Genomic DNA, 22,503 nt, shown 5'->3' with positions numbered 1-22,503 from the left:
TCCCTGGAGCGGCTAAAGTGGAATATCTATCATACACTTATTAGCCAAAGTAAAAGTCATTTGAAGAGCGAGGAAAATTCTTCTTCACTCAGAGGTGGTTTTGTCTCTATATCCAGGTTCTCTATAAGGTGCTCTGGCTTGCTCATACCAACAAGTGCAGTTCCAACGCCAGGTGTACTCCTCACAAACTGAAGGGCAACATGAACGTCCTTTTCAACCCCAAACCTCTCCTTAAGTTTCTCAGGAACCCTCCCTATAACATTCCCCTGGTAAAGGGAAGCGCTCGTATAAACATAGATACCTAACCTGTGGCAAGCCTCAAGGACAGACACTTCCACTCCATCAAGGGTTTGGTTTTTCAAAGAGTAAGCTTCATGCATACCCAGGTTATAGGGTAATTGAATGAATTTGAAATGGTGCTCCTTGCCCCCAGCTTCCTCTGCAAGTTCTAAAATTTCTGCAAGTTCAAGGTGCTGGCGTGCCCCCTTTGGTATACGAAAACCTTGCCAAGTTGCAAGTCCGTAAAATTTGAGCTTTCCTTCCTTAACCTTGTTCTCCAGCAGGTAAAAGCACTCTTTAAGTTTTTCATAAAACCTTTCTTTTTCCGTAAATAGGAGATGCTCTTCGGGATTATGGATAAAGTATACATCCACATAGCTCGTATTCATGTTTTCTAAGCTTTTTTCAAAACACCAGTTAATGAACTCCTTCCCCAGGTAATGCCCCTGTGGAGTCATCTCGTTCAAGTCTATAAGACCTCCCCTCAGGAAGGTTTCTTCAAAGAAAACCTTTGGATCCTCTTTAGCGTCAGCATCAAAGGGAACGTATCCCCCCTTGGTAGAAAGAAATAGCCTCTCCCTACCAACTTCATTTATAACCCGTCCTATAGCTCTCTCGCTCTTCATATAGCGGTAGTTTATCGCTGTATCTACCACATTTATACCCTTCTCAACACCAAGCTTTATGGTTTCCTCGTATCCCTTGTCTGTAGCTTCATCAAGTTCTCCCAGATAGGTACCTATCCCTAACTCTGAAAGCTTTTCCCCTTGAAAATCCTTGTATATCATTACTCCTCCTCAACCTTGGCAATAGATTTCTCTTCAGAACTCCTTCTTCTTACGGTTTTACCAAGTAGTATGGATACTTCATAAAGGACTAAAAGGGGTATAGCCATGAGTACCTGAGTCGCCACATCGGGTGCGATAAGAGCACCTATAAGGAAAGCGACAACTATAAAGTACCTTCTAAACTTTTTGAGTTGTTGCTCGCTTATTATCCCAGCCCTTTGGAGCATGTAGAGAAATATAGGCATCTCAAAGGCTATACCGAAAGCTATCAACATCTTGAGCACAAAGCTAACGTACAGGTTAACTGAGAGATAAGGTGTCGCTGCAAGTTGAGAAAATCCTAATCCAAGGAGGAACTTTAAAGCCATTGGGAGGACGAAGAAGTAAGCGAACATACCACCCATTAAGAAAAGAAGTATTGAAGATAAAAGAAGAGGGATGAAAAGTTTCTTCTCTTTAGGGTAAAGTGCTGGTTCAACAAATCTCCATATCTCAAAGAGTATCACCGGAGAGGCAAGTATCAGTCCAGCGGTAAGTGAGATTTTTATAAGTATGAAGAGGGGTTCCGTGGGAGACAGGGTAATAAGCTCCACATCCGGATAGGAAACCACCACAGGGTTCTTGAGAAACTCAAAGACATGTCTTGCAAAGTAGAAGGAGAACCCAGAAGCTATCAGAAAAGCTATTATTGACCTAATTAGTCTTGTTCTCAGTTCCCTCAGATGCTCTGTCAGGGGCATCGTCGGGAGCTGGTTGTTCTCCACGCTCATTCTCCTTCAATTCCTCCTCGGCTTTTTCGGATACGGCTCTTTCATTATAATCTTGTACTTCTATATCAGGTAACGGTTCATCAAGCTCTCCATAATCATCAAGGGTTTCATCCTCCGTTCTCTCGTCAAGTTGACCCGACTTCTCTTCCTCAAGAACCTTTCTGTTTATCTCTTCCATGTAAGCTTGCATCCTAACCTCATCCCACATATCCCTAACTTTCCTCATAGCCTCCCCCAGTTTCACAGCCAGGTCCATCATCCTCTCAGGACCCAGAACTATAAAAGCTATCATGAGAACTATGATTAATTGAATCTCCATAACTTAATCTATTATAGAGTTTGTAAGCTTCCGAGAAAGCTCCTTATATTTATGATATAAATCATTATCTCCCAGATGAGAAGAGTTATCATTTTCCAAAACGGTGTTTTATTTTTATAAACGAAGCGGGAGGGGAGCTTCGGCAGTACGGGGGTCGGTGGAATACCACCCCCTCTTTTTTAAATCTGACTGAAATAAAATTATTTCCATGCTGTTTTCACATGTACCTGAAAATCTCTGGAGAGATTACAACTGGCAGATAAAGAATAGGATTAAGACCTTAGATGAGCTACAGAGGTATCTGAAGCTTATTCCGGAAGAAGTAGAGGGTATTAAAAAAACAGAGGGTGTTTACCCAATGGCAATAACCCCTTACTACCTCTCTTTGATTGACCCTGAAGATATAAACGACCCAATAAGATTACAGGCTATACCAAGGATTTCTGAAGTTGATGAGGAAATCCAGTCCAGAGGAGAACCAGACCCCTTAAAAGAGGATGGGAGCATACCTGGACTTACCCACCGTTATCCTGACAGGGTTCTGGTCTCGGTGACTTCCTTCTGCGCTGTTTACTGCAGACATTGCATGAGAAAAAGGATATTTGCTCAGGGAGAGAGGGCAAGAACAAAGGACGAAATAGACAGAATGCTCAGTTACATAAGGGAACATGAAGAGATAAGAGATGTTCTCATATCTGGAGGGGAACCGCTCAGTCTCAGTAATGAAAAGATAGAGTATATACTCCGGGGACTAAGAAGTATAGACCACATAGAGATAATAAGATTTGGAACCCGGCTTCCCGTGCTGGCACCCCAGAGATTCTTTGACGAAGAGCTGCTTGATATACTGGATAGGTATTCCCCTATATGGGTAAACACCCATTTCAACCACCCAAGAGAAGTTACAGAACTATCAGAAGAGGCTGTAGACAAACTTCTCAGAAGAGGTATACCTGTAAACAATCAAACCGTTCTCCTTAAAGGAGTAAACGATGATCCTGAAACCATGCTTGAGCTTTTCCGAAAACTCCTCAAAATTAAGGTAAAACCCCAGTACCTATTCCATTGTGATCCCATAAAAGGTGCGGTTCACTTCAGGACGACCCTTGATAAGGGTATTGAGATAATGAGATATTTAAGGGGGAGGATTTCGGGAATGGGTATCCCAACCTACGCCTTAGACTTGCCAGGTGGAAAGGGGAAAGTGCCTATCCTTCCAAATTACATAATTGACAGAAAGGGAGATAAGTTCTTGTTTGAGAGTTTTACAGGAGAGAGTGTGGAGTACACAATAGATGAGCCCATATAGGAGATTCTCCAAGGCCGCTTTGTTAAGCTTGATAGATGTTTTTAAGGAAAGTTATACTTACCACTCGGGTGCGCTCACCTATCACTTTCTCCTATCTATGGCACCGTTAACGGTCATTCTCATAAACTTGCTGGGCTTCTTACCCCTGATTGAGCTGAGCAGAATTGAAGAAACCATAGACCAAATATTTCCCCAGTACACAAACAAGGTAATCCACGAGATACTTGAGGTTCAAAAGCGGAGTAAAGAAACCTCAGCAATAGCCCTGGGACTCTCTTACTTTTTTTCGGTTGGATTTATAAGGTATCTTGGGAAGGCTTTCTCCTTCGTGTCTGAAGGGGAACTTACTGAAAGAAGGGAGTTATTCTACTGGGTATTCATGCCCGCATTCCTTCTGGGCCTGGTTCTAATAATATCTTCCTCCTTCTTCCTTAGCATATACCTAAAACTGGTAGTTCCTAAGAATTACTCAGTTATTATTGACCTTTCCTATGTTCTTCCCGGAACGTTAACCCTATTCGCTCTGTACCGGAGCTTTATCAGGGGCTCTTTTAGTATCCTCAAACTTTTAGCGATATCTGCTTACGTTTCCTTCCTGATGTTTGCCAGTCAGTTAGGCTTTACCTGGTATATAGCCAATGTGTTTAAAGGTAGCTTACTCTACGGTTCCCTTACCACGATAATAATATCCCTTCTGTGGATAAACCTCATATTTTTGACCCTACTTTACGGAGCTCGTCTTATCTATAGGCTGAGGAGAGAGCCCTGAACCTGGAAAGGATAAAACAGGTTTCTCATCTGGTAAAATATTGTTTTAACTTTCAGGAGGAAAGGAATGGAGAGGAATTGGAGTGTTGGTACTAAGTATCTTAACGACAGAACAAGGGTAATAGTCATAGGTATAACGGGAAGGGAAGCTTCACAGGTAGTTTCTGAAACAGAAGCCCTTTACCCTGGAACTATCAAGGTTGGTGTTACACCCGGAAAAGGTGGTCAGGAAGTAGCTGGCGTGCCGGTTTTCAACACGGTAAAGGAAGCTCTTAACTCACCGGAAGGAAGAGATGTGAACACGGGACTGATATATGTACCTCCAGCCTCTGTAAAGGACGCTGTTATTGAGCTCGTTGATGCAGGTATAAGCGTTATATACATAATCACGGAACATGTCCCCATAAGGGATACAGTCTACTTTTACCATTACGCTAAGGAAAGAGGTGTGACTATAGTCGGTCCTACGTCTCTAGGCTGCATAGTACCAAGGATACCTGCCAGGATAGGTGCCATAGGGGGGAAAAATCCATCAATAGCTTACAGGGATGGGGGTCTAGTAATTTTATCCAAATCTGGTGGTTTAACCACAACCACGGCAGAGATGTTTATGAGAAGGGGTTGGGGCGTTTATATGGCTCTCGCCCTTGGAGGGGACATAATATCCTGTACGACCTTCGCAGATGTTCTTGAAGAGATAAAGGACGATCCAAACGTTAAGGGCGTGATAATACAGGGTGAGGTCGGAGGCACCTACGAAGAACAAGCTGCCGAAACAATACTTAAACTCTATAAGGAAGGTAAATGGAATATACCCGTGGCAGCCTTTGTTGCAGGAAGGTTCCAGGAAAGCCTTGAGGGTGTTTCCTTTGGTCACGCAGGAGCCATAGTTGAAAGGGGTAAGGGTAAGGCTACCGATAAGATAAAGCTCTTTAACGAGGTCGGTAAAGAAACAGGGCTTGTGAAGGTAGCTGAGTTCTACCATGACCTTGTTAACTGTATAGAAGAGCTTGGAGTCAGCAGAGACTTTGAAGACTCCACACCTGAAGGCAGAGTAAAGCCTCTTTACTCAACCATAGACAGGGAAACTTGTGAATTTAAAGGTGATTGAGGACAGGATAAAGTGGAATAAGAGGTATCTAGAGGGTAGGGAATCCGCCCTCCATGTCACACTCACGCGTTTTTATAATCTTGCTTCGCCAGGTAAAGCCCTTGATATAGCTTGCGGAACAGGAGAGACTTCCATATTTCTGGCGAAAAAGGGGTTTAAGGTGGATGCCTTTGATATATCAGACATTGCGATAAGGAAAGCCCGTCAAAGGGCAAGGAGGGAAGGGGTTAAGGTTAATTTCAAAAGTGTTGATGCAGAGAAATTTTCCTACGGCGTATCAAAGTATGACCTGATAATAAATTTCTATTTCTTAAACAGGAACATTTTTTCAAAGATAAAGAGGTCTCTTAAACAGAACGGCCTGTTAATTTTTGAAACCTACAATGAGGAGCATACATCGGTGAGACCTGATTTCAATCCCCGGTACCTTCTAAAAAAAGGTGAACTGGAAAGAGTCTTTAGGGATTTTCTGCTGGTTTACTACTGCGAAGTTTCAAATATAACTACCCTTGTAGCAAAGAAACCATAAACCTCTTCTAAGGAAAGAGATTCCGGCAGGGAAGTTCATCCCATCTGGAAAATCCGTAAAATGTAGAAGGGTAAGCTCTGAAACTGACGAAAGTAACTTAAAGGGTAAATTTAGTTAAAAGAACCATCTCCTTTTTTTATCCCTTTTAAGAAGTTCATTTTCTTTAGACAACTCCGCTATCCGGGCTTCAAGCTCACTCACCCTTCTCAGGGTTTCCTTTAACTCTTCGTTTACTTTCCTGTACTCTAAAAAGGGAACAAAACCTTCCGAATTATTCTTACGATGAATGTGTTGGAGATAGTATCGTATAGCCTCCTTTATTATTCCTGTTCTGGTCTTTCCCTCCTCCTTAGACACCCTGTCCAACTCCTCAAGAAGAGAAGGTTCCAACCTAAAGGATATAACTCCCTTCATACCAATTAATTTTACCACATTATTGTATTACTTACCCTTTAAAATCACTTAAGGGCAACAATTTAAAGACAAACTTTTGTAATTTAATTGTATTACATTGTATATTGATAACATAATTGTGATTATGCTAACAAAATACTTCTGATTTGGAGGTATCAGGAGGGTATATTAGTTATAGGTATGGATAAGTTGAGGGTAGGGGTATTCAAGTTCTCATCCTGTGATGGGTGCCAGGCTGTATTTCTGGACCTGCCCCAGCTGTGGGACTACCTTGATTTCAGATACTGGCTTCTGGGTCGCAGTAAGAGGGTTTTAGAACCTCTGGATATCGCCTTTGTTGAAGGCTCTGTCTCCACTCAGGAAGAAGCGGAGTTTATACGAGAGATTAGGGAAAAAACTAGAGTGTTAGTTACCATAGGAGCCTGTGCCACATCGGGCGGTATACAAGCACTCAGGAACTTCAAGAACATGAGAGAGTTCACATCCCTTCACCCTGAAGGTATGTTTATAAGAGTCCTTGACAAGTCAACCCCAGTCAAGGAGCATGTCAAGGTGGATTATGAAATATACGGGTGTCCTATAAACCCGCAAATACTTGAGGGTTTTATAAAAGCCATTCTATACAACAAAAAACCCGTAATCCCGGATTACCCTCTCTGTATGGAGTACAAGCTACGGGGAAACGTGTGCGTTATGGACGCTTACAGCATACCCTGCCTTGGTCCCATAGTGAAAGCTGGGTGTGGTGCGCTATGCCCCTCGGTTAAGAGGGGTTGTTACGGATGCTTTGGACCCTGTAAGGAACCCAACGTTGAGTCCCTTATAAACTGGTTTAAAGGTATAGGTTTGAAAGAGGGAGACATAATTTCTCTGTTTGAAAACGAAAACGCATACGCTGATGAGTTTAGAAAAGTCCTGGAGGGTAAGGTTGAAGGAAGTCAGGATTGACCCCCTTACGAGGGTTGAAGGGCTTGGAAGGGTGATTCTTTACACGGAAGGAAGAACACTAAAGGATGTCCGACTGGAGATATTTGAACCTCCAAGGTTCTTTGAGAAGCTGCTCGTGGGAAAAAAGCCCGACCAGGTTATAGATACTGTCGCCAGAATATGTGGGTTGTGTCCCGTAGCCTATCAGCTTACTGCAGTGGAAGCCTTTGAAGGGGTATTTAACGTTAAAGTCCCCTCACACATAAAAAGGTTAAGGAGAGCTCTTTACTGCGGTGAGTGGATATCAAGCCATTCAGCCCATATATTTTTTCTCCATCTTCCTGATTTTTTCGGTAAAGAGAGCTTCCTTGAACTTGCAAAGGAAAAGAAAGAAGTCCTTGATGCGGGAATTACACTGAGGAAAGCCGGCAATTCAATCCTTGAGCTTCTTGGCGGTAGGCACATACACCCGGTCAACCTAAGGGTCGGAGGGTTTTACAGGCTTCCTTCAGAAGCTAAGATACACCAGACCTTATCTATTTTGGAGAATGCACTACCCGTTGCGGAAAGCCTGCTGGATGAGTTTAAAAAACTTGAGTTCCCCAACTTTGAGAGAGAAAGGGTTTCGGTGTCCTTAGGTGAGGCGGATAACTACCCTATAACGGAAGGGAGTATTGTATCCTCAGAGGGTCTGAGGTTAAACAAGTCGGAGTACGAAGAATACTTTGAAGAATACCAGTTACCCCATTCAACGGCTCTTTATTCAAGGTTCAAAAACGGAGAAACCTATGAAGTAGGAGCTCTGGCAAGGGTAAAGAACAACTTCCATAAACTGCCTCCGGACCTGAGAGATAAGGTCAAAGGACACCTGCCAACAAATAACCCATACAAAAGCTTGCTTGCGAGGATGGTTGAGGTAATTTACGCCCTCCGGGAATCAAAGAACATACTGGAGAGGCTTGAAGAGGATGAGCCTTTTGTGGAATACGACGTAAAAGAGGGCGAGGGTATAGGTATAACGGAAGCCCCCAGGGGACTACTCTTTCACAGGTATGTGATAAACAAGAGAGGAGAGGTAGAGGTTGCAAAGATAGTTCCGCCAACTTCTCAAAATCAAAAAGCTATGGAGGGGGACGTATTCCTTGGTATAAAAACTCTTAACGGAGACCACCAGGTAACCGCAGAGAGACTAATACGGAACTTTGACCCATGTATATCCTGCGCTTCCCATTTTATAGAGGTTTTTGTGGAGTAAAACCGCAGAATTGGAAAAGCTTACGAGCGTTACGTAGTTAGTGAGGCTTCCCACAGCCTCAAGAGACAGCTCTTTATCTCCCGTGAGTTTTCTGAGAACATAATGTTAACGTCAAGGAAAACCCGCTAAGGTTTTCCCAAGTTCATCTCCTCTTTAGCTATCCGCACGGTAAAGTCGTCCGGAATGTATATTTTCCTCGCTTTTTCCTTCAACTCCCTGAAAGCCCTTAGCTTCTTTCTTCTCTTAATCTCCTTTGCCCTTTCCATTTTCAGTTCTTCAATGATTTAACTCTGAGCTTTTTTCTCCTCACCGGCTATCTCTTTCTCTTTTAAAGTCCTGTCGGCTTCCCAAGAAAGGGTTAAGCTTTTCCTAACCTTCATAAACATTAACTTTATATGTAAAAAGATATGCGTCAATCATGCTCTGTAAATCAGGTAGTAAAGAGATAGAGTGTAGGGAATTGTAAGCGAATATTAAGGGGAGCGTGGTATTTGGCTCTGTCTTACATAACCTTACCTTCTTTGGGATTTCCTCAGTAAGGTTTTTGTGCTTCCTTATCAAGAGTCACAAAACTTCACTCTTCCACCTCTCTATTTCCTTTACACCTTCAAGCTCTGTATTATTTTAATAATCAGATGAATTTAAAGCTCGAGCTTGAGACCCTGTACGAGGTAAGCAAGCTCCTCTCAGGCTCCCTGAACCTTGAAACCACCGTTCCTTACATATTCAGACTCCTTCGGAAGCTTATGGGCTTCGAGAGGGTCACCCTGACCATATACGACCCATCTACGGACCAGATAGTGGTGAAAGCCACATCCTCGGGTAGGTTTCCCAAAGAGGGTTTCAAAAGGGGTGAGGGTATAACGGGAAAGGTATGGAAGCACGGGGTTCCTATAGTAATCCCCGACATATCTCAGGAGCCCGAGTTTCTGAACAAGCTCTGGAAGAGAGAGAATATAAAGAAGAGGAAGATAGCCTTCATAGCCGTTCCCATAAAGAGCGGAGGGAAGGTGATAGGTGTCCTCAGCGCGGACAGGGAACTATCCAAGAGAGACTCTTTAGACGACTACACGAGGTTTCTCAATATGGTCGCAACGTTGATTGCCAACAGCTTCTCCCTGGAAAGGAAGGTAGAGAAGGAAAAGGAAAACCTTGAGGAAGAGAAGAGAGCTTTAGAGGCGGAGCTAAGGAGGGTTTACGAAAAGCTCCACGTTGAGGGTATAGTGGGAAGGAGCAGGGAGATAATGAACGTCCTTGAGCTCATTCACAGGGTAGCGCCCACCAACGCAACTGTTTTCATGAGAGGGGAGAGCGGTGTGGGAAAGGAAGTCTTTGCAAGGGCGATACACTTTCTCAGTCCAAGGGCGGACAAACCCTTCATAGCCATAAACTGCGGAGCTATACCTGAAAACCTACTTGAAGCCGAGCTCTTTGGATACGAGAAGGGAGCCTTTACAGGAGCTTACTCTTCAAAGAAGGGAAAGTTTGAACTTGCCAACGGGGGGACACTCTTTCTGGACGAGATAGGAGAACTTCCGTTGCAGCTTCAGGTAAAGCTCCTCAGGGCAATTCAGGAGAAGGAGATAGAGAGGCTCGGAGGTTCAAAACCGATAAAGGTAGACGTTCGCATAATAGCGGCGACCAACAGGGATTTAGAGAGCATGGTGAAGGAAGGAAAGTTCAGAGAAGACCTCTACTACCGCCTGAACGTAGTTCCCATATTCATACCGCCCCTAAGGGAGAGAAAGGAGGACATACCCGTTCTCGTCCAGCACTTCTTAGAGAAGTTCAAAAGGGAATACAACAAGGAGGTCTCCATCTCACCTGAGGTGATGGACGCCTTCATGGGATACGAGTGGAAGGGGAACGTGAGAGAGCTACAGAACGTGGTGGAGAGGATGGTCATATTAGACGCCGACGGCGTTTTAACAGAAGAGGACCTCCCTCCTGAAATAAGGAACACAGGCAGGAGGGATATAAAAAGCTTTGCACCACCCCTCAACGGAGAGTCCATCTGGGACGTGGAGAAGAAGCTCATAGAGAAGGCGCTTGAGGAGAGCGGTTTCGTGATAAAGGAAGCGGCTAAGAGGCTCGGGATGACACCGAGGCAGGTGAGCTACCGAATACAGAAGTACGGGATAAAATTACCGAAATGAAGAGCAGTCCCTTTCTCGCAAGGATACGGATATTCCCCATCAAAGGGTTAGACCCCGTGGAGGTTCAATCGGCAAGGATAGTACCCTCAGGTTCGCTTGAGCACGACAGGGAGTTCGCCCTGCACGATGAAGAAGGGAACGTAATAAGCGGAAAGAGGGAGAAGAGGGTTCACAGGATAAGGAGCGAGGTGGACTTTGAAACACAGGTCTTCAGGTTCAAATACGAGGGGAAGGTTTACGAGTTTACCTTTGAGGAAACCAAAGCAATTGAAGACTTCTTCTCTGAGGTCTTCGGATATAGGGTGTTTCTGAAGAGGTCTGAAGAGGGCTTTCCCGATGACAGGAAGGCTCACGGACCCACACTCGTTAGCACGGCAACCCTCAGGGAAATAGCCAATTGGTTCGGACTGGAGGAAGAGAACGTCAGGAGACGTTTTAGAGCTAACCTGGAGATAAACGGTGTGCCGGCATTCTGGGAAGATTTTCTCGTAGGGGAGGATTTTCCGAAAAAGTTCTACGTGGGGGAGGTTCTGCTTAGCGGTGAGGGAATATCCAAGAGGTGTCCCGTCCCGACGAGAGACCCCTTTACGGGAGAGGAGCTCAAGGGCTTTGTAAAGACCTTCGTAGAGAAGAGAAAGGAGACCCTCCCTGATTGGTCTCCTAAGAGCAGGTTTGAGGACACCTTCTACCGGCTCTGTGTAAACACCAACGTCCTTGAGGGAGGAATTTTGAGGGTGGGAGATGAACTGAGGGTGCTTTAGAGTTTATAAGCTTCGCCTTTCGGAGCCATATTTACCACGGCGATTATCCTCTCCTCTGGTATGAGGGTGAATATCACTCTGAAGTCTCCTACCCTTAACCAATAAAATCCTTTGAGCTTTCCCACAAGTGGTTTGACGTGTCTGTGAACCGATAGGTCATCGCTCTCACCCAGTTCTTCAAGGGAGTTCTTTATCCTCTTTTTTGTGTTTCTGTCCAGCTTCCTGTATTTTTTCTCGGTGGTGGAGGAGAACTTAATCGTCCAGCTCATTCAGTGTCTTACCTCCTCCCCTTTTTATCTCCTCAAGTCCTTCCCTACACTCTTCCAGAAAACCTGGTATAGAAAGGAGTTCAAGGGTCTCTTTATGTCTGTTTATATACTCATCTACCAGTTCGTTCAGTATATCGTTTATCCTCCTACCCTCGTAACCAGCTAATGCCCTAAGAAGCCTTGCCTTCTCCTCATCAAGTCTGAGGGTGGTAGCTACCTTCTTCATAGGTTTAAAGATAGAGTTTGACGTCTTGACGTCAAGACGTCATTAGCTTTGCCACTCTCACCCTCACCCCCGCATACTTCAGGTCGGGCTCCTTTGATAGGGGGTCAGTTTTGTCTGAAACTAGAAAATTCGTGGGCTCTCCGAACTCTCTCGGATAACCGAAGGGAGCGAAGATGTGACCCCTCTTCACGTTCCCAAGCCTAACTATCCTAGTTATCTCCTTCCCCTTGGCGCTCAGAACTATCTCCTCCCCCTCCTCTACCCCTAACTCCTCGGCGTCCTTGGGGTTCATTAGGACGAAGGGCGGAACCTCTCCCTTAAGAAGTTCGGGGCTCTTCCCGGTCTTGGTCATCGTGTGCCAGTTGTTCTTGAGCCTTCCGGTAAGGAGTATAAACTCACCCTCCTCTGTAGCTATATCAAACTTGGCAGGGTGGAACCTCGCCCTTCCGCTCTCGGTGGGGAACCTCAGGTCCTCGTAAAGCCACCTCCTGCCCCACCTTGCGGGGAGCTTTTCGTAAGAAAGGTCGCTTACGTCGCAGAGCCTTCCCTTAGTTGATTCTTTGAACTCCTCAAATATCTCCTTCGGAGATGAGTAGGGGAATAACTCTGAAGCTTCCATTGCCTTGGCGAGCTCGGTGAATATGAGCCAGTCGGGTTTGGACTCCCCGTAAGGCTCGGAGAACTTCTCACAGAAGGTTATCGTCCTGTCCGAATCCGTCATTACACCCTCCTTCTCTCCTACCTGCGAAGCGGGTAGTATGAGGTTCGCGAACTCACAGGTGTCGTTCCAGTAGGCATCCTGAACGACCAAGAAGACCCTGCTGAGAGCCTCTTCAACCTTCCTAAGCTCAGGCAAAGATACGGCAGGATTGGTGCACACGACCCAGAGGAGCTTTATCCTCTCCTCCAGTATCAGGTCTATCGCCTCGGTAATCGTGGGTCCCGGCGTCTCCTTTATCCCCTTAACCCCCCAGAAGTCTTCCATAAACTCCCTGTCCTCTTTATTCCTTACGTCCCTATATCCGAGAAGTCCGTTTGTCAGATACCCCACCTCCCTGCCGCCCATGGCGTTGGGCTGTCCCGTCAGTGAGAAAGGGCACCCCTTTTCGTTCAGTCTTCCCTTAGCGAGGTGAAGGTTTATCAGGGCTAAGTTCTTCATTGTCCCGTTCACGGACTGATTCAATCCCTGACACCAGAAGGATATGAGCTTTTCGCTTTTTGCAAAGACCTCCGCAACTAAGTGTATGTCCTCCGGCTTCACGTCACATACGCTTGCGGCGAGTTCGGGCGGAAACTTCCTCGCCGTCTCAAGGGCTTCCTCAAACCCTTCTGTATAGTTCTCAACAAAGCGGTAATCTATCCAGCCTTCCCTGTGGAGAACATAGAAGACGGAGTTCAGAAAGACCGTGTCCGTCCCCGCTCTTATCTGGATAAAGAAGTCGCTCTTCTTTGCCGTTTCCGTTTCAACAGGGTCAATAGTTACCAAACCCACTCCTTCGCTCTCTCTCCTTCTCTTCAGAACCCTCTTGAAGAGAACGGGATGGGCTATCGCCGCGTTGGAACCGATAAAGAGGAAGGCGTCCGCATCGTCTATATCCTCGTAGGTGCAGGGAACCCCGTCGGAGCCGAAGGCGAGCTTGTAGGCGGTAACCGCAGAAGCCATGCAGAGCCTTGAGTTGGCGTCTATGTTGTTGGTTTTCAGAAAGCCTTTGACGAACTTGTTAGCCACATAGATGTCTTCCGTCAGGAGTTGACCCGAAAGGTAAAAGTAGGTTTCCTCTGGGGACAGGGATGTAAGTTTCTTCTTAAGTATCCCGTAAGCCTCCTCCCAGCTTATCTCCCTTAAGCTCTTGCTCTTACTCTCCCTGTAGAGAGGTCTCCCTATCCTGTCTTTGCTAAGAACCTTTGTAAGGTATATGGGCTTCTTGCAGATATCTCCAAAGTTAGCGGGGTGTTCAAAGTCTCCCTTTATCCTGCCCTTCTCATCTATGTAAAGCCCGCAACCCACACCGCAGTAGGGGCACTGAAAAGTTTTCATCCCGCTATCTCCATCACCACCCTTCCGCTCCTTGGGTCAATACCCACGAGCTGCTCCTTCTCGTAGTCGTAGCGCACATGCGCCCACTCCATCCACTTGGCGTGGAGGAGTTTCACTATCACGAGGCAGGCAAGGGCTATACTCCCGAAGAGGGCAAAGGCGAGGTTGTATGCTCTCGTAGCCTCAAAGACTATCCCGTTCACAGCGGGAAGGTAGAAACCGCCTATTCCACCGGCTGCGCCTATTATTCCCGTCATTAGACCCGTTTGATGGGGCCACCTGTGGGGAACGAGCTGAAAGACCGCACCGTTACCGAGTCCGTAGAAGGAATATAGAGCGAGGAACAGAACTATACCTACCGCCAGAGGCGGTGTTATAAAGGAGAAGATAAAGTTTACTCCCGCTATGCCGGCGAGGAAGAAGAGAAGCGCCGTTGCCCCGCTTATCTTGTCAGCTATGTGCCCTCCGAGGGGTCTTATCATCGCTCCCGTAAAGGCGAAGAGAGACATGAGAGCTCCCGCTTCCACCTTGGATATGCCGTAAACGTCCCTCAGAAGCATGGCTACATAGGAAGACATTCCCACAAAGCCACCGAAGGTTATGGAGTAGGCGAGCATGAGAACCCAGGTGTCTTTTTCCAAAAACACCTTCTTGAAGGCAAGGGGCATCAGGAGTATGGCGAAGGCAGAACCGAGTATAGGTATAAGAAGCTTTCCGGCGATGCCCGTTACGCCGAACCACCCCTTTTGAAAGCCGAGAGCGAGAACAACCATGAAGGCAACGGTGGCGAAGAAGGCTATAACGGGATAAACCCTATTGCCTTCGTTCTTTTTGGTGAGGTCCCTCGCCCATATGAGGACAAAGACAAGGGCTATCAGAAGGAGAATCCCCGAGAGGACGAAGGTGTGCTCCCAGCCTATAGCCCTCGCTATGGGAGGGAAGAGTATTCCGTCAAGGACAGCTCCGATGTTCCCTGCCGCAGCAAGACCGAGGACGAGTCCCTGAACCTCACTTGGGTAGTTACTTCCCGCCATGGGAAGGGCTATCGCAAAGCTCGCTCCTGCAACACCTAAGAAAACTCCCATCCAGAGGAGGTCGTCGTAGCTCACTTTGTATCCGCTAAGGAGCATGTAGAGGTGAGGAACCATGGACAGGAATATGCCCATTATCGCTATGTATTTTCCGTCTATGAACTGGAACATGTGTCCGAAGTTGAGCCTGAATATGGCGGCGGCTATAACGGGAATCGCAACCATGAAGCCCTTCTGGGCGCCCGAAAGTCCGAAAGCCTCTGCTATGAAGGGACCAAGCGCCCCCAAAAGGAGCCAGATGCTAAAGGAGTGGTCAAAGTAGATGAAACTGGCAAAGAGCGCTTTGGAATTGCCCTTCTTGACCGCCTCAATTACCTCCGCTACGGCTTTCATAGTCCCTCCACCTTAGTCCTTATAGTCCAAACCTTTGAGAGATTGCAGGCGAAGACCTTTCCATCACCGTAAGCACCCGTGTGAGCAGCCTTGGTTATACTCTCTATGACCTTGTCGGTGTCCTTATCCTCAACCGCCACCATTACGAGAGTCTTCGCGAGTTCATCGTAGGGAGTATCTCCCACCATAATCCCTCCTTCCTTACCTCTTCCCACAACGTCCCACATGGTCATGGCTCTGAAGCCGTCCTTCTCAAGTGCTTTGATAACCTCGTAAACCTTCTCGGGTCTGATGACAGCCTTTACAAGTTTCATGACACTTTCCTCCTCTTGGTTTATCAGAAAGACCTTTCCGTCTCCGTAAGCGCCCGTGTGGGCGCTCTCAACAATAAGGTTCACAGCCTCCTCTACCTGCTCCTCCTCGGGAAAGACAAGGAAAGCCCTCTTGGGCAGGAAGGGCATTAGAACTTTCTCCCTTATCACACCCTTATATCTGAGACCGCCCTCTTTACCCCTGCCCTTCACAGTCCAGGAAACGTAAGGTATCTCAGCCTTTGAGAGAGACCTCATCACATCGTAGGACTTTTCCTTCCTGACAATTGCCAAGAGCTCTGCCATTTCTAAATCCTCCTCACTTAAACAAGGGCAAGGAGTATGCCAAATTGTCTTCTTGTTGTCTTAATAGTGTTAGGTGAGTTTTAATTGATTTACCGAGATATGTTAGCTACAATTTTGTAGCTACATTTTTGTTTCAGGTGGATTCTTTCGCTACCCTTCCGACCCCCTCTTCCACACTTTCGCACTCCCCTGCCGCGTAGAGCAAAACTCCCGCCGTATAGAGCGCCCAGTTGAAGAACTCTCCCCTCTCTCTACCATCAATTATCTTTCTGTTTATCTCAAGCGAATCCCTCAGGACGTTTTCAGAATGAACCTCCTTGGGCATTTCAAGACCGAGGGATTTAGGTTCTATACTTTCTATGTCCTTCCCTCTCCTCTTTACGAGCGTGGGTCTATCAGGGAGAGGCTCAATCCCGCCCTCAAGCCCCTTGATAATTGTGTAGTCTTCAATCCCGAGGAGCTCAAGAAGCTCTGCGTTTTTATCAAAGTAAGGCTTGTGAAAGATAGAAACGACAATCTTTTTAGTCTGAAAGGGATTTAGAAACTTTTCTACCGTGTTTATTAAACTCCTGAAACCGAGTTCTCTTCTCAGAGGCATGAGTTTGTATAGCTCCGGTGCGTAATTCTTTTGGTCTACAAAGGATACGTTAATATCTACACCAAGTTCCTTAACTACTTCGTAGAGGGTAACACCTTCTTTCGTTGGAGCTCCAAGGGCGTAGTGGTTTGTGAACTCTACACCGAGTCTTGAACAGAGCCACAGGGCAGAGGGAAGTATGTAAACAGTCCTGTTCTTCCCGTCGTAGTTCAGACTGAGGTCCAAGGCGTTCTCTTTCTTCTGCGGAAAATTCATCCTCTCTTTAATTGCCTTAATTACGCCAAGTAGCTCCTCAGAAGTTTCTCCCTTTATCCTCATAGCGGTCAGGAACGCCGCCGCCTTTATATCCGAGAGCTTACCCTCAAGTATTGCCTTAAAGACCTCGTAAGCTTCCTCTTGGGTCAAGTCCTGAAGGTTTTCCTTGAGTTTGGTGAGCTTTACTAACATAACCAAATATAGTAATATAATATCCACAAAAACGAATTGGGGGGGGATGGCATGCAAAACAGCACTTTTTCAATGAAAATTGAGTATAGAAACCTAGATTTAAGAAATCTAGGTGTCTTATTAAATGACACACATATGGTTTTGCGTAACATAATAGACATTATAGAAATGGAAGAAAACAGAAAGGTGCATAATAAGCAAATAAGGGTAATAAGTATAAATAAAGGTTCTATAGATATTCAGCTTCTATCTGTAGCAATAGATGCTTTGATTTTTATAAAAATTCTCAAGTATATAACTAAAGACACTAAAGACTTTATTCGGGAATTAAGAGAATTACTAGATGAAATATCTAAACTTATAACGGATATTCACAATAAGGCTAATATAATAAAAAAACGAAGGCTATTAGATAAGAAGATTTCCCTTGTGAATTACTTACTGCAACTATCTAAATTGTGTTCTACACGTGGAATTAGGCTGGTATTGAGTGATAACCGAGATGAGTTTACGATAAATAAGGAAACTTACCAACACCTTAAAAAGCACTTTGATAGCGATGCAATTAGATCTAATATAGATATAATAGTATGTGGACATGTAATAAAAATGGTTAGCAAATCTAAGCCGTATATAGCAGAGGTTGAAATAGCACCAAACATTAAGCTATCTATATTTTTCCATTCTGCTAAACTATTTGAGCGTTTAAAAGATTACTTAGGACCATCAAAAGAAAAAAAAGTCAAACTAAAGACAAAACTTTTCATAAACATTAAAGAGTTTAAAAAAGCTAATAAAGCTTATCTTGTTGAAATATTAGGTCCTTGTTGAAATAAGTTATTTCCACCACCTCTCCCACCACCATCACCGCAGGCGGGTTTACCTCGGGAGGGTTCTGGGCGAGCTCCCTCAAGGTGGTAAAGACCTCTCTCTGCTCTGGAGTAGTAGCCTTCTCTATGAAGGCGACAGGTTCGTTTGGGTCTCTTCCCGCTCTTATAAGCTCCTTGGCTATCTCCCGCCTGTTTTTTACCCCCATCAGAATAACGAGGGTGTCCACCTTTGCGAAGTTTTCCCAGTTTATACCCCTGTTGGGGTGTCCTGTGACGACCGCAAAGGAGGAAGCTATCCCTCTGTGGGTTACGGGAATTGAGGTGGAGGAGGGCGCAGCGACAGCGGAGGTTATACCGGGCACCACCTCTACCTCAACACCTTTCTCCCGCAGGTACAGGAGCTCCTCCCCACCCCTTCCAAATACAAAAGGGTCACCTCCCTTGAGCCTGACTACAATTTTGTAGCTTCTTGAGAACCGGTATAAAAGCTCGTTTATTTCCTCCTGAGGCAGTGAGTGTTCTCCGTCCCTCTTGCCTACGTATATCTTCAGGCAGTCCGGCTTTGTAAACCGGAGTATCTCCCTGTTTATCAGGGCATCGTAGAGGACAACGTCGGCTTCCTTCAGAATTCGGTGAGCCTTTAGGGTCAGGAGTTCAGGGTCTCCAGGACCTGCTCCGACGAGATAGACCTTCCCCATATCAGGCAGCCTCCTCTATAACTTCTGCAGGTTTGGCTTCTTCCCTCTTCCTGTGGGTTGGGTAGAGGGCGAGTCCCGTGAAGGTGAAGCCTGCCACGAGGTTTCCAAGAGTTACGGGTATTTGGTTCCAGAGCCACCAGTCGTACAGGGTTATGTTGGCTCCGAAGAGCATCCCGGTAGGCATGAGGAACATGTTCACAACCGCATGTTCAAAGCCGAGGGCGAAAAAGGTGAGAATTGGAAGCCACATGGCGGCTATCTTCCCTATAACGTGTTGGGAAACGAGAGCCATAACCGCTCCGAGGGTTACCATCCAGTTGCAGAGCATAGCCTTCACGAAGGCAACCGTCCAGCCGTTCACAAAGCCCAGTTTCGCATATCCGAGAGTGTTTTCCTCCGCTACCTTGGCTATCATCTTACCCACAACTGGCTCGGGAACGGCACCCATCTTGGTCGCCGCCACGTAGAAGAGAAAGCCGTAAAAAAAGGTTCCTATCAGGTGTCCGATGTAAACCCATGTCCAGTTGTAGAGCATACGACCGAAGGTCGTCCTCCTCTCCATAACCGCTAAGGGTATGAGGGCGAAGTTCCCTGTTACGAGCTCAAGACCCAGGAGAACTATCATCACGAAGCCCAAGGGGAAGACAAGGGAACCCACTATCCTCATATCCGATTGGGCTATCGCCGAGAAGGCTACAGTAACCGCGTAACCTAAGAGCGCGCCGGCGAGAAAACCCCTTATCAGTAAATCCTTAGCCGAGAGGCTCGCCTTATAGGCTCCAGCCTGAATCATCTGGTCCACCACCGCTTCGGGTTTAACGTACCCCATGTTCCACCTCCTGTAAAAGGTTTATAAGAACCGCTCTGAGATTATCCGCTCCCACCCTGTGGGCGAAATCCGCAAAGCTCTCGCCCTCCTTCCGGTTTTCAAGGTAGGAGTTGAGTAGAAGGTAAGAAGCCTCCTCTACTTTATCTAAGGGAAGTCCCTGAACCACCTTGAAGCCCTCCTTGGTGGTGGACCCTCCGGCAAAGATATCAACTGCAAGGACCGCTTCTCCGTTCAGTTTAGTCTTGGTTCCCACAAAACCGATGTCCCCGCTCCCGTGCTGACCGCATCCCTTGGCGCAGGCTGACCAGTGCATCCTTACGGGAACGTCAAGCTTGAGCTTCTTACTCAGATAGTTGGCTACCATAACCGCGTCACTCTTGTTGGGTATCACACCGAAGGCGCAGGTGTCGCTCCCCGCACAGGCTATAAGGTGGGTCATGAAGGGAGAGCTCACGGTCGGATACTTATGGAAGAATTCCTCCGCAAGGAGAGCGTCCAGGTTCTCCTCGGGAACGTTGGGTATGTAGAGGTTCTGATATACGCTGAGCCTCAGTTCCCTGCTTCCGTATCTCCTTGAGAGCTCCGCCGCCTCCCTCAAGTCCTTAGCCTTTATCTTCCCCGCGGGAACTATCGCCAAGACCGCGAAGGTTCCGTTCCTGAGGTTTATAACACCTTCCCTCTCGCCCCACCTGTTCACGAGGTTCTCTCCCTTGGAAGGCATAGGTTTGTAGAGCCTCTGCTCAATCTCCTCCCTGAATCTGTCCACACCCCACTCCTGAAGTAGGAAGAAGAGCCTGTTCTTACTTCTGTTCTCTCTGTTACCGAAGGTTGAGTAGATGTCAAATATCACCTTGCACAGGTCGGAAACCTCGTAGGGTTCTACGAACATGTCCATGTCTATCGCCTTTACGGGACCTCCGGAGCCTATCTTTCCGCCAAGGTAGAGGTTAAAGCCGAGCTTTCCGTCCCTTTCTGCCAGGCAGAGGCAGATGTCGTTATACATGGCGTTTATGGAGTCGGTCTGGGAGCCGAGAACCGCCATGTTGAACTTCCTCGGTATGTTCGCATACCTCTTCTTGCCCAAGAAGACCCTCGTTATCTCATGAGAGAGCCTAACCGTGTCTATGAGGGAGTCCTCCGCAAGACCCGTAAGGGGGTCTCCGGTAACGTTCCTTATGTTGTCCATTCCCGTCTGGAGGGTAGAGAGCCCGACGCTGTTTAGAGCCTCAAGTATCTCCGGGAGGTTCTTAAGCTCTATCCACCTTATCTGGAGCTGCTGGCGCGAAGTTATCTCCACCTCTCCCCTGCAGAACTTCTCCGAAAGGTGAGAGACCACCTTAGCCTGCTCATAGGTAAGCCTCCCGTTGGGAACACGTATCCTCACCATGAAGTAGCCGGGTGTCGCCTTCCTGTAAAATATCCCGAACCACTTGAGCCTCACGTCCCTGTCGTCCTCGGGAATGTTCTCCCAGTTTCCGTCGGCGAAGTATCTCTCCATGCGTTCTTTAAACTCTGGGTCAAAGGGATGGAGGTCCTTCTTTATGACTTCTATCTTGTTGACCCTCGCAGGTTTCTCCTTGACGAACTGCCTGAGTATCTGCTCAACCAGTTCCTGACAACTACCGCAGGAGGTTGAAGCCCTTGTCCTCTCTTGTATCTCCTCAAGGGTTTTGCAACCTTCCCGGATGCACCTGACTATATCCCCCTTGGTTACAGCGTTGCAGTTGCAGACTATGTCGGTGTCCTTTAGTTCCTCTATCTCCGTTATATCCTTGGGAACTATGTGTTTTATGAGGAAGAAGGGTCTCTCTCCGGAGATATCCTTACCGCTCTTTATGAGGTCAAGGAGATAGTTGTTTCCTTTTATGTCTCCATACAAAATTGTGCCTACAATTTTGTCGTTGTTTATGACTGCCTTCCTGTAAATGGACTTTCCGTTATCTATGAATGAAACGACCTCGTCGCCCTGCTCCTCGGTGAACTTACCGGCGGAGAAGAGGTTAATGCCGGCTACCTTAAGCATCGCGTAGGTAACAGAGCCTTCATATTTCTTTTCGTTCCCGCGAACAACGTTGTGGGCGCAGACCTTAACCTGCTCCATTATGGGAGCCACGAGCCCGTAGGTTTCCCCTCTGTGCTCTATGCACTCCCCGACCGCGTAAACGTCGCTCGCCGAGGTCTCCATGTAATCGTCAACCACTATCCCTTTATTCACCTTCAGTCCGGAGTTTATTCCCACGTCGGCGTTGGGTCTTACGCCCGTTGCTATCACGACGAAGTCGGCGGGAAGCTCCTCACCGTTGGCAAAGCGAACCCCCTCTGCCTTTTTGTCTCCCAGTATCTCCCTCGTGTCCTTTTCAAGGAGAACCTTTACGCCCATCCTCTCAAGGTCCCTTCTAAGCAAATCCGAGGCAGTCTTGTCAAGTTGTTGCTCCATAAGGGTGTCAAAGAGGTGAACTAAGTAAACCTCAAGTCCCACGTCCCTGAGAGCCTTAGCCACCTCAAGTCCCAAGAGTCCCCCACCTATCACAACCGTCCTATCAGAAACCCTCGCGTAGTCTAAAATCCTGAATACGTCCCCCGCAGTCCTGTAGGTGAAGACTCCCTTCTTTTCCTTCCCTTTAATTGAAGGAGGAATAAAGGGTTTGCTCCCGGTTGCTATTATGGCTTTGTCGTATCTGTGGAGCTCTCCCTCTTCGGTTACAAGGAGCTTTTTCTTCGGAAAGAGCCTGTCTACCCTCTTTCCGACTTCAAGCCTAACGCCTTTCTCCTCATACCACTGCCAGCGCTTGATGTATATCTCGCTCATCGTCTTCCTGCCGGCGAGGACTTCGGTTATGAGTATCCTGTTGTAGCCTATGAACTTCTCGTCTCCGAAGACCTGAATCCTAACGTCCCTGCCGTCCGCTTCCCGAAGTATCTCCTCAACGAGGGCTGTCCCCGCTATGCCGTTGCCCACTATAACCATCTTCATCCTTTTTCCTCCTTGAAAAAAAGAGTGCAAGAAGCGTGCCAGAAGGAGAAAGAATTTTTAACTCGTTGTCGGTCCTTCATTCAGAGGTTTAGGTTTGGACAGATAGAAGCCTTGTCCGAATCTAACTGTTTATTACCTATAAGGGATTGAAACTCCCCTTTGTGCAC

The 22,503-nt window shown here is 46.8% G+C and carries 23 protein-coding genes; 9 read left to right on the top strand and 14 right to left on the bottom strand.

The window, feature by feature from the left end; translation table 11 throughout:
* Window positions 1-56 precede the first annotated feature (56 nt).
* Genes BCF55_RS03710 through BCF55_RS03700 form a run of 3 tightly spaced genes read right to left on the bottom strand, consistent with a single transcriptional unit; the run spans window position 57 to window position 2,156 of the window.
* On the bottom strand, window positions 57-1,067 hold the full coding sequence (locus tag BCF55_RS03710) for an aldo/keto reductase (RefSeq protein WP_121010166.1): 1,011 nt from the start codon (window positions 1,065-1,067) through the stop codon (window positions 57-59).
* On the bottom strand, window positions 1,067-1,837 hold the full coding sequence (gene tatC / locus BCF55_RS03705; RefSeq protein ID WP_484496816.1) for a twin-arginine translocase subunit TatC: 771 nt from the start codon (window positions 1,835-1,837) through the stop codon (window positions 1,067-1,069). Before tatC ends, BCF55_RS03710 begins: the two co-directional genes overlap by 1 nt.
* Window positions 1,761-2,156, bottom strand: a complete 396-nt coding sequence (locus BCF55_RS03700) for a Sec-independent protein translocase subunit TatA/TatB (RefSeq protein ID WP_121010160.1) — start codon at window positions 2,154-2,156, stop codon at window positions 1,761-1,763. The genes tatC and BCF55_RS03700 overlap by 77 nt, the downstream gene beginning before the upstream one ends.
* A gap of 208 nt (window positions 2,157-2,364) precedes the next feature.
* Between BCF55_RS03700 and BCF55_RS03695 the strand changes: the two genes are divergently transcribed.
* The 4 genes from BCF55_RS03695 (at window position 2,365) to BCF55_RS03680 (ending at window position 5,873) form a co-directional block, all read left to right on the top strand.
* Entirely contained in the window at window positions 2,365-3,465 is a 1,101-nt protein-coding gene (locus tag BCF55_RS03695) for a KamA family radical SAM protein (protein ID WP_121010157.1), read from the top strand.
* Window positions 3,452-4,234 (top strand): YihY/virulence factor BrkB family protein, encoded by a 783-nt coding sequence (locus BCF55_RS03690; RefSeq protein WP_121010154.1) that lies wholly within the window; start codon window positions 3,452-3,454, stop codon window positions 4,232-4,234. The genes BCF55_RS03695 and BCF55_RS03690 overlap by 14 nt, the downstream gene beginning before the upstream one ends.
* 66 nt (window positions 4,235-4,300) lie before the next feature.
* Window positions 4,301-5,344: a succinate--CoA ligase subunit alpha gene (locus BCF55_RS03685; RefSeq protein WP_121010151.1), complete on the top strand. Its 1,044-nt coding sequence runs from the start codon at window positions 4,301-4,303 to the stop codon at window positions 5,342-5,344.
* A complete protein-coding gene (locus tag BCF55_RS03680) occupies window positions 5,337-5,873 on the top strand; it encodes a class I SAM-dependent methyltransferase (RefSeq protein WP_121013138.1) in 537 nt (178 codons plus the stop codon). The genes BCF55_RS03685 and BCF55_RS03680 overlap by 8 nt, the downstream gene beginning before the upstream one ends.
* Window positions 5,874-5,987: 114 nt before the next feature.
* Here the strand turns inward: BCF55_RS03680 and BCF55_RS03675 are convergent, their stop codons facing one another.
* Complete coding sequence (locus tag BCF55_RS03675) at window positions 5,988-6,287, bottom strand: CopG family ribbon-helix-helix protein (protein ID WP_121010148.1); 300 nt, start codon at window positions 6,285-6,287, stop codon at window positions 5,988-5,990.
* A 180-nt stretch (window positions 6,288-6,467) separates the two neighbouring features.
* Here BCF55_RS03675 and BCF55_RS03670 point away from each other — a divergent pair, with 180 nt between their 5' ends.
* Together BCF55_RS03670 and BCF55_RS03665 are read left to right on the top strand one after the other, a co-directional pair.
* Window positions 6,468-7,235 (top strand): NADH-quinone oxidoreductase subunit B family protein, encoded by a 768-nt coding sequence (locus BCF55_RS03670; RefSeq protein WP_121010145.1) that lies wholly within the window; start codon window positions 6,468-6,470, stop codon window positions 7,233-7,235.
* Window positions 7,186-8,469 (top strand): Ni/Fe hydrogenase subunit alpha, encoded by a 1,284-nt coding sequence (locus BCF55_RS03665; protein ID WP_121010142.1) that lies wholly within the window; start codon window positions 7,186-7,188, stop codon window positions 8,467-8,469. The genes BCF55_RS03670 and BCF55_RS03665 overlap by 50 nt, the downstream gene beginning before the upstream one ends.
* Before the next feature lie 125 nt (window positions 8,470-8,594).
* Here BCF55_RS03665 and BCF55_RS09680 read toward each other — a convergent pair whose 3' ends face one another.
* The gene (locus BCF55_RS09680; RefSeq protein WP_170144740.1) at window positions 8,595-8,735 is read right to left on the bottom strand and encodes a hypothetical protein; all 141 of its coding nucleotides are present in this window, start codon (window positions 8,733-8,735) and stop codon (window positions 8,595-8,597) included.
* A 369-nt stretch (window positions 8,736-9,104) separates the two neighbouring features.
* Here BCF55_RS09680 and BCF55_RS03660 point away from each other — a divergent pair, with 369 nt between their 5' ends.
* A complete protein-coding gene (locus BCF55_RS03660; protein WP_121010139.1) occupies window positions 9,105-10,625 on the top strand; it encodes a sigma-54-dependent Fis family transcriptional regulator in 1,521 nt (506 codons plus the stop codon).
* Window positions 10,622-11,386 carry an MOSC domain-containing protein gene (locus tag BCF55_RS03655; RefSeq protein WP_121010136.1) on the top strand — a complete coding sequence of 255 codons (765 nt, stop codon included), beginning with the start codon at window positions 10,622-10,624 and terminating at the stop codon, window positions 11,384-11,386. Before BCF55_RS03660 ends, BCF55_RS03655 begins: the two co-directional genes overlap by 4 nt.
* On the opposite strand, the gene BCF55_RS03650 is transcribed toward BCF55_RS03655, so the two are convergent.
* The 6 genes from BCF55_RS03650 to BCF55_RS03625 all read right to left on the bottom strand — a co-directional run bounded on the left by BCF55_RS03650 (window position 11,383) and on the right by BCF55_RS03625 (window position 17,005).
* The gene (locus tag BCF55_RS03650) at window positions 11,383-11,655 is read right to left on the bottom strand and encodes a type II toxin-antitoxin system RelE family toxin (RefSeq protein WP_121010133.1); all 273 of its coding nucleotides are present in this window, start codon (window positions 11,653-11,655) and stop codon (window positions 11,383-11,385) included. The genes BCF55_RS03655 and BCF55_RS03650 overlap by 4 nt on opposite strands.
* Window positions 11,639-11,881 carry a hypothetical protein gene (locus tag BCF55_RS03645; RefSeq protein ID WP_121010132.1) on the bottom strand — a complete coding sequence of 81 codons (243 nt, stop codon included), beginning with the start codon at window positions 11,879-11,881 and terminating at the stop codon, window positions 11,639-11,641. The genes BCF55_RS03650 and BCF55_RS03645 overlap by 17 nt, the downstream gene beginning before the upstream one ends.
* 31 nt (window positions 11,882-11,912) lie before the next feature.
* Window positions 11,913-13,919, bottom strand: coding sequence for a molybdopterin-dependent oxidoreductase (locus BCF55_RS03640; protein WP_121010129.1), 2,007 nt, complete (start codon window positions 13,917-13,919; stop codon window positions 11,913-11,915).
* The gene (locus BCF55_RS03635; RefSeq protein ID WP_121010126.1) at window positions 13,916-15,343 is read right to left on the bottom strand and encodes a NarK family nitrate/nitrite MFS transporter; all 1,428 of its coding nucleotides are present in this window, start codon (window positions 15,341-15,343) and stop codon (window positions 13,916-13,918) included. The genes BCF55_RS03640 and BCF55_RS03635 overlap by 4 nt, the downstream gene beginning before the upstream one ends.
* On the bottom strand, window positions 15,340-15,960 hold the full coding sequence (locus tag BCF55_RS03630; protein ID WP_121010123.1) for a P-II family nitrogen regulator: 621 nt from the start codon (window positions 15,958-15,960) through the stop codon (window positions 15,340-15,342). The genes BCF55_RS03635 and BCF55_RS03630 overlap by 4 nt, the downstream gene beginning before the upstream one ends.
* A gap of 133 nt (window positions 15,961-16,093) precedes the next feature.
* The gene (locus BCF55_RS03625; RefSeq protein WP_121010120.1) at window positions 16,094-17,005 is read right to left on the bottom strand and encodes an anthranilate phosphoribosyltransferase; all 912 of its coding nucleotides are present in this window, start codon (window positions 17,003-17,005) and stop codon (window positions 16,094-16,096) included.
* 51 nt (window positions 17,006-17,056) lie between these two features.
* Here BCF55_RS03625 and BCF55_RS03620 point away from each other — a divergent pair, with 51 nt between their 5' ends.
* On the top strand, window positions 17,057-17,836 hold the full coding sequence (locus BCF55_RS03620) for a hypothetical protein (RefSeq protein WP_121010117.1): 780 nt from the start codon (window positions 17,057-17,059) through the stop codon (window positions 17,834-17,836).
* On the opposite strand, the gene cobA is transcribed toward BCF55_RS03620, so the two are convergent.
* The 3 genes from cobA to BCF55_RS03605 are packed head-to-tail and all read right to left on the bottom strand — an operon-like array spanning window position 17,796 to window position 22,336.
* Window positions 17,796-18,533, bottom strand: coding sequence for a uroporphyrinogen-III C-methyltransferase (gene cobA, locus BCF55_RS03615; protein WP_121010114.1), 738 nt, complete (start codon window positions 18,531-18,533; stop codon window positions 17,796-17,798). The genes BCF55_RS03620 and cobA overlap by 41 nt on opposite strands.
* A gap of 1 nt (window position 18,534) precedes the next feature.
* The gene (locus tag BCF55_RS03610; protein ID WP_121010111.1) at window positions 18,535-19,362 is read right to left on the bottom strand and encodes a formate/nitrite transporter family protein; all 828 of its coding nucleotides are present in this window, start codon (window positions 19,360-19,362) and stop codon (window positions 18,535-18,537) included.
* Window positions 19,349-22,336, bottom strand: coding sequence for an FAD-dependent oxidoreductase (locus tag BCF55_RS03605; RefSeq protein WP_121010108.1), 2,988 nt, complete (start codon window positions 22,334-22,336; stop codon window positions 19,349-19,351). The genes BCF55_RS03610 and BCF55_RS03605 overlap by 14 nt, the downstream gene beginning before the upstream one ends.
* Between the last annotated feature and the right edge of the window lie 167 nt (window positions 22,337-22,503).

The organism is Hydrogenivirga caldilitoris (assembly GCF_003664005.1).
GTDB classification, from domain to species: Bacteria; Aquificota; Aquificia; order Aquificales; family Aquificaceae; genus Hydrogenivirga; species Hydrogenivirga caldilitoris.
This window is presented reverse-complemented; position numbering and strand designations above follow the sequence as displayed.

Bases quoted from the DNA above. Each gene is read 5' to 3' on its own strand.
- BCF55_RS03710 (WP_121010166.1), bottom strand. From the start codon at position 1,067: ATGATATACAAGGATTTTCAAGGGGAAAAGCTTTCAGAGTTAGGGATA.
- tatC (WP_484496816.1), bottom strand. From the start codon at position 1,837: ATGAGCGTGGAGAACAACCAGCTCCCGACGATGCCCCTGACAGAGCAT.
- BCF55_RS03700 (WP_121010160.1), bottom strand. From the start codon at position 2,156: ATGGAGATTCAATTAATCATAGTTCTCATGATAGCTTTTATAGTTCTG.
- BCF55_RS03695 (WP_121010157.1), top strand. From the start codon at position 2,365: ATGCTGTTTTCACATGTACCTGAAAATCTCTGGAGAGATTACAACTGG.
- BCF55_RS03690 (WP_121010154.1), top strand. From the start codon at position 3,452: ATGAGCCCATATAGGAGATTCTCCAAGGCCGCTTTGTTAAGCTTGATA.
- BCF55_RS03685 (WP_121010151.1), top strand. From the start codon at position 4,301: ATGGAGAGGAATTGGAGTGTTGGTACTAAGTATCTTAACGACAGAACA.
- BCF55_RS03675 (WP_121010148.1), bottom strand. From the start codon at position 6,287: ATGAAGGGAGTTATATCCTTTAGGTTGGAACCTTCTCTTCTTGAGGAG.
- BCF55_RS03670 (WP_121010145.1), top strand. From the start codon at position 6,468: ATGGATAAGTTGAGGGTAGGGGTATTCAAGTTCTCATCCTGTGATGGG.
- BCF55_RS03665 (WP_121010142.1), top strand. From the start codon at position 7,186: ATGAGTTTAGAAAAGTCCTGGAGGGTAAGGTTGAAGGAAGTCAGGATT.
- BCF55_RS09680 (WP_170144740.1), bottom strand. From the start codon at position 8,735: ATGGAAAGGGCAAAGGAGATTAAGAGAAGAAAGAAGCTAAGGGCTTTC.
- BCF55_RS03660 (WP_121010139.1), top strand. From the start codon at position 9,105: ATGAATTTAAAGCTCGAGCTTGAGACCCTGTACGAGGTAAGCAAGCTC.
- BCF55_RS03655 (WP_121010136.1), top strand. From the start codon at position 10,622: ATGAAGAGCAGTCCCTTTCTCGCAAGGATACGGATATTCCCCATCAAA.
- BCF55_RS03650 (WP_121010133.1), bottom strand. From the start codon at position 11,655: ATGAGCTGGACGATTAAGTTCTCCTCCACCACCGAGAAAAAATACAGG.
- BCF55_RS03645 (WP_121010132.1), bottom strand. From the start codon at position 11,881: ATGAAGAAGGTAGCTACCACCCTCAGACTTGATGAGGAGAAGGCAAGG.
- BCF55_RS03640 (WP_121010129.1), bottom strand. From the start codon at position 13,919: ATGAAAACTTTTCAGTGCCCCTACTGCGGTGTGGGTTGCGGGCTTTAC.
- BCF55_RS03635 (WP_121010126.1), bottom strand. From the start codon at position 15,343: ATGAAAGCCGTAGCGGAGGTAATTGAGGCGGTCAAGAAGGGCAATTCC.
- BCF55_RS03630 (WP_121010123.1), bottom strand. From the start codon at position 15,960: ATGGCAGAGCTCTTGGCAATTGTCAGGAAGGAAAAGTCCTACGATGTG.
- BCF55_RS03625 (WP_121010120.1), bottom strand. From the start codon at position 17,005: ATGTTAGTAAAGCTCACCAAACTCAAGGAAAACCTTCAGGACTTGACC.
- BCF55_RS03620 (WP_121010117.1), top strand. From the start codon at position 17,057: ATGCAAAACAGCACTTTTTCAATGAAAATTGAGTATAGAAACCTAGAT.
- cobA (WP_121010114.1), bottom strand. From the start codon at position 18,533: ATGGGGAAGGTCTATCTCGTCGGAGCAGGTCCTGGAGACCCTGAACTC.
- BCF55_RS03610 (WP_121010111.1), bottom strand. From the start codon at position 19,362: ATGGGGTACGTTAAACCCGAAGCGGTGGTGGACCAGATGATTCAGGCT.
- BCF55_RS03605 (WP_121010108.1), bottom strand. From the start codon at position 22,336: ATGAAGATGGTTATAGTGGGCAACGGCATAGCGGGGACAGCCCTCGTT.